Annotated in this window: 5 protein-coding genes; 1 reads left to right on the top strand and 4 read right to left on the bottom strand. The window is 63.8% G+C overall.

Annotation, left to right across the window (positions count from 1 at the left end):
- The 4 genes from WBQ44_RS10210 to WBQ44_RS10195 form a co-directional block, all read right to left on the bottom strand.
- On the bottom strand, positions 1 to 398 hold a 398-nt coding region (locus WBQ44_RS10210), incomplete at its 3' end, for an ABC transporter substrate-binding protein (RefSeq protein ID WP_495566573.1).
- Positions 399 to 400: 2 nt separating this feature from the next.
- Complete coding sequence (locus WBQ44_RS10205) at positions 401 to 1,279, bottom strand: carbohydrate ABC transporter permease (protein WP_495566572.1); 879 nt, start codon at positions 1,277 to 1,279, stop codon at positions 401 to 403.
- A 5-nt stretch (positions 1,280 to 1,284) separates the two neighbouring features.
- Complete coding sequence (locus tag WBQ44_RS10200; protein WP_495566571.1) at positions 1,285 to 2,232, bottom strand: carbohydrate ABC transporter permease; 948 nt, start codon at positions 2,230 to 2,232, stop codon at positions 1,285 to 1,287.
- 243 nt (positions 2,233 to 2,475) lie between these two features.
- Complete coding sequence (locus WBQ44_RS10195) at positions 2,476 to 3,510, bottom strand: dienelactone hydrolase family protein (RefSeq protein ID WP_495566570.1); 1,035 nt, start codon at positions 3,508 to 3,510, stop codon at positions 2,476 to 2,478.
- A gap of 43 nt (positions 3,511 to 3,553) precedes the next feature.
- Between WBQ44_RS10195 and WBQ44_RS10190 the strand changes: the two genes are divergently transcribed.
- Positions 3,554 to 4,726 (top strand): hypothetical protein, encoded by a 1,173-nt coding sequence (locus WBQ44_RS10190; RefSeq protein ID WP_495566569.1) that lies wholly within the window; start codon positions 3,554 to 3,556, stop codon positions 4,724 to 4,726.
- Positions 4,727 to 4,765 lie beyond the last annotated feature (39 nt).

The following is a 4,765-nucleotide window of genomic DNA, read 5'->3' as shown; positions in this document are numbered from 1 at the left end:
TAGTCGGCACGCTGCGGTGACGCCGCCATGAAGTCGTCGAGCGGGATGACGGCGTCCTGCGCGACGAGGGGAGCCAGGTACGCCGTCGACACGATGCCGAGGTCGGGTGCGGAACCTCCGGCAAGCGCGGTCTGGTACTTCTGCTGTGCACTGTCCGAGGGCAGCCCGACGTATTCGACGTCGATGCCAGGATTGGTCGTCTCGAAGCGACGAATCAGCTCCTCGTACAGCGGAGTGCGGTCCGGGCCAGCGTTGTTGTCCCAGAAGGTGAGGGTGCCGCTGTTCGGATCGCCGAGTGCGCCGTCGGGCAAGGAGGTCTCCGAGCTGCATCCGGCGAGAACGAGCGCAGCGACGGCGCCGACGAGCACCACGCGCCTGGTCAAGTGGGTGTTTGTCATGATCAACCCTTCACCGCTCCGGCACTGAGGCCCTGGACGAGGTACTTCTGGATGACGGCGAACACGGCGACGACGGGCACGGCGGCGATGAGACCGCCGGCCGCGAGAACGCCGAAGTCGACGTTGTAGGAGCCGATGGTGTAGCTCAAACCGACCGGCAGCGTGAATTTCTCCTGGCTGCTGATGAACATCAGGCCGAAGAGAAAGTTGTTCCAGCTACCGATGAAGGCGAACGATCCGACGGCGATGAGGCCGGGACGCAGCAGCGGCAACATGATGAGGCGGAATGCCTTCAGGCGCGAACAGCCGTCGACCATTGCGGCTTCCTCGAGTTCCACCGGGATCTGGGAAATGAAGCCGGCCATCAGCATGGCAGCCAACGGCAACTGGAAGACGGTGTCGGCGACGATGAGTCCGAACAGGTTGTTCACCAGTCCCATTTCGCGGAACACCTGGAACAGGGGGATGAGCAGCATCGCGCCGGGCACGAACTGGCTACACAGCAGCGCCATCACCAGTGGGATCTTGGCGCGGAACTTGAAACGCGCCAGCGCATATCCGGTGGCAAGTGCGACGAAGGTGGTGAGCACCAACGAAAGGCCCGCGACGATGAGCGAGTTCTTGAAGAAGAAGCTGAAGCCGAGGGTGTTCCACACGGTGTCGAAGTGATCGAACGTGATGGGCCAGGGGAGCATCGAGTTCGAACCGGCCGGCCGGAACGCGAACACGACCATCCAGTAGAACGGAACGAGCGTGAACAGTAGGTAGAGCGCGAGTGGGAATCCGACGCTGAAGATGCGCGGCTTCTTCTTGTGCACACGCAGTTCGCCGGGGGAGGTTACCGGGGTGGTGATCACCGGTCGATCGGCGGTAGTAGTCATGTATCTCAGGCCTTGTCGCTGTTGAACTTGCTCAGGCGCAAGTAGAGGATCGAGCAGAAGAGCAGGATCACGAATGCCACGGTGGTCAATGCCGAGCCGTATCCGAAGTCCTGGGCGGTGGTGGCAAGTTGCGAAACATAAAGGGGTAGTGTCGTTGTCACGTCTGCTGGGCCACCGGCGGTAAGTGTGTAGAGCAGGTCGACGTTGTTGAACTCCCAGACGCCGCGTAGCAGTGTCGAGAGGATTATGACTGCCTTGAGATGCGGAAGGGTGACGAAACGGAAACGCTGCCAACGGTTTGCACCGTCAACGTTCGCGGCTTCGTACAGATCTTTGGGGGCACTCTGCAGCTCGGCGAGGATCAGGATGGCGAAGAATGGAACGCCGCGCCACAGTTCGGCGACGCTGGTGGCCCAGAACGCGGTGTCCGGGTCTGCGATCGGTGCGGCAGTACCGTCGCCGATGCCTATGCTTCCGAGAAGCTTGAACAAACCGGTCGACGGGTTGTAGATCAGCAACCAGATGCCCGTGGTGAGCACGCCGGAGACAGCCCACGGTGAGAACACCAGTGCGCGAGCAAGTCCGCGTCCGCGGAAGACCTCGTTGACCAGCAGAGCCAGGCCTAGACCGAGGATGAGCTGGAAGACGACCTGAACACCGACCCACTTGGCCGTGACGACCAGGCTGTTCCAGAAGGCGTCGTCGGCGAACATGAGCTCGAAGTTCTCGAGGCCGGCAAAACCGTTGTCCCACGGCGTCGTCGGATTGTAGAACTGGAGGCTGTAGTAGAAGACGCTACCGACCGGGTAGAAGATGAACACTGCGAGCAGGATGACAACCGGGGTGATGAGGATGTAGGGCGCCGAGATGCGGCGCTTCTTACGCTTCCGGACCGGGGCGGCAGCGGCGGACGCCTGCGTGCCTCCAGATCTCGGGGGTGTGGTGATGACCATTTCAGGGACGCTCCGAGTATGTCGGGCCGGTGGGGCCGGCGGTCTGCGGTTTCGGCTTGGTTGCCGGAGGCGGCTGCGTTTCAGGCGAACGGGAGGCGAGTGATCCACGGGGCTAGCGCTGCACGCGCGTCGTTCGGGTCTCTATCGTTCATTTCGTCCGTTCACGTATATGAACTCACGCCCGCTATGTGAATTGCTGGATCCACTATGACGGTAGTCACAAGGCATGTCAAGGGTGATCGGTCATACGTGCCGCCTCAACCAAAGGGCCGCTTCGTCCTGCATAGCCGCTGAGAACCGATGGCCGTGCGAAAACCACTGCGTGAGCAAAGCTCCGGAACTTGCGTACGCTCGCTCGAGTGCAGCCTCGGCGTCGCGCATACCGGAGAGCCCGAAATGTGCGTCGTCTAGGGCGAATTGGACCAGGAGTGGCGTCGGGCATCCGGACGCGACCACATCGGGCCAATCGCACACTGCCGGCAGGCCGGGAGTGATCATCAGCCAGGTGGTGTCGTCCGCATGACCGTCAGCGATGTCGATGAACGTGCTGGTCACCGCGGTGACGACAGCAGCCGTCACGTCGGCCGCAGCCAGCAGGTGTGCGACGCGTGCGCCACCTCCGGAGAACCCGGTGGTCGCAATACGCGAGGGGTCGACGCCGGGGACGCGTCGTAGGACGTCCAGCGCGACGAGGTCTTCGCGCAGCACTTGGCCGGCCAGGGAGGACCCCGTCAGCGCAGCAACTTTGGCGAGGCCGTGTTCGTGCTCGCGGGCGGCGGCTTCGTATCGGCGCTCGTCCATATCGGCGGCCTTGCGTGCGCGTTGGGGCAATTCGTTCCAGCGGATGCGGCGGCTTCCCCACGGGAATACGTCGTGAACCAGCACTGCGAAGCCGGCTGCGACGAGCCCTGCTGCGACGGATCGGCCGTCGTACCCGCGTTTTCGCAGTTCGGGGATACCGGGAGCGGGCCCGTCAGGCCCGTCGGCGACCTTCTCCTTGCCGTAGAGCTTCATCCCGTCGTGACCGTGCATGAGGAGGACTGCGGGCAGGTCGTCGGTGCCTGTCGTTGCGGGTTTCAGGAGCCAGGCCTCGGTTGCCGTGCTCTGGCCGGGGACGGTCCACGTCAACTCGACGCCATCGATGCCCTCGCGAGTCCAGGTGCGTCCGAGGGTGGGTTCGGGAGGGTCTTCAGGCAGGTAGTCAATGGCGCCGAGGGCTTGCAGGATGGATTGGCGCAGGACGGATCGTGGACAGTGTGCGTCCGAATGTGTTCCCATGTGTGAACTCCGTCCTGTCTGGTGAATAATGAAGGGCCGTTCAATGACCTCTGTCGATCGCATCGTTGCTCACGCATATCCATGGGACGTGCTCGGCGATCCGCACTTCGTCGACCGCGTACACGCGCTTGGCATCCGTGAGATCGCGCTTGCCGCCAGCTATCACTCGACCAGGGCCGCAACGCCGTTGCACCCGTCGCACAAGGTTGTCGACGCCCATCATGCGGCGTTGTATCGGCCATTGCGCTCGGAGGCGTGGGACGGGCTTGCCGTTGCGGCTCGAACGGCATCGTGGGCGGGCTCCGAGGACGCGTTCGGCGACGCCGCTGCAGTGTTGATCGCGGCGGGTATCAAGGTACACGCATGGATCGTGCTGTCGCACAGCACTATTCTCGGTCACGCGCATCCCGACGCTACTGTGGTCAACGCGTTCGGCGACCGGTACCCGTACGCACTTGCCCCTGGTCACCCCGACATCGTCGCCTACGCGCGCACCCTTGCCGCGGAAGCTGTCCGGGGCGTCGAATTGTCCGGGGTGTCGATCGAGGCAGCCGGCCAACTGGGATTCGCGCACGTCGGGCCACACGAAAAGACCGACGGTGCGTACCCCGGCATCGGCGACACCTTGATGTCGATCAGTTGCACCCCCCGTGAGCTCGCGGCCTGGGCGGAGCGCGGAGTCGACTCCGACAAGATCGTCGCCAAGCTGCGTGACGGGATCGACGCGCTGTCCGGCGGGACGTTGTCCTCCTCGTCGACAATCGAGGACGTTCTTGCTGGTGACGAGGCTGCCGCTGTGTTGGCGGTGCGGCATGCCGACGCGGACCTGATTCGCGGTGAGGTACTCGGGGCTGTCCGAGCCGAGAACCCAGATGTCCGCGTCACGCTGCACGGCCACCCCGATCCGTGGAAGACGGGACCGTCGCCCGCATTGACCTGGACTGCTGCTGTGGACGTCGACGCGGTGCTCGTGTCCGCATGGCCGGGGACTGCCGAGACGGTGTCGGTTGTGGGGAAGACGCGCGCACTGGTCGGCGAGGACGTTGCCGTAGGTGCGTACGTATCGGTTCTGCCGCCGAAGAAGCTCGACGAGGTGGGATCCCACGTAGCGGCCACCGTCGACGCAGGGGCCAACGAGCTGCACCTCTACCATCTCGGACTGGTCAACCAGCCGCAACTCGATGCCCTCGGCTCGATCGTTCGCGAGTACGCCTAGCGGCCCGTGCGCGCGTAATTACCGTGGGCGGTCATTACG

The sequence above is a fragment of the Rhodococcus sp. (in: high G+C Gram-positive bacteria) genome (assembly GCF_049591685.1).
GTDB lineage: Bacteria > Actinomycetota > Actinomycetes > Mycobacteriales > Mycobacteriaceae > Rhodococcoides.
The sequence above is the reverse complement of the archived record's forward strand: the minus strand, read 5'-3'. Positions and strand labels throughout refer to the sequence as shown.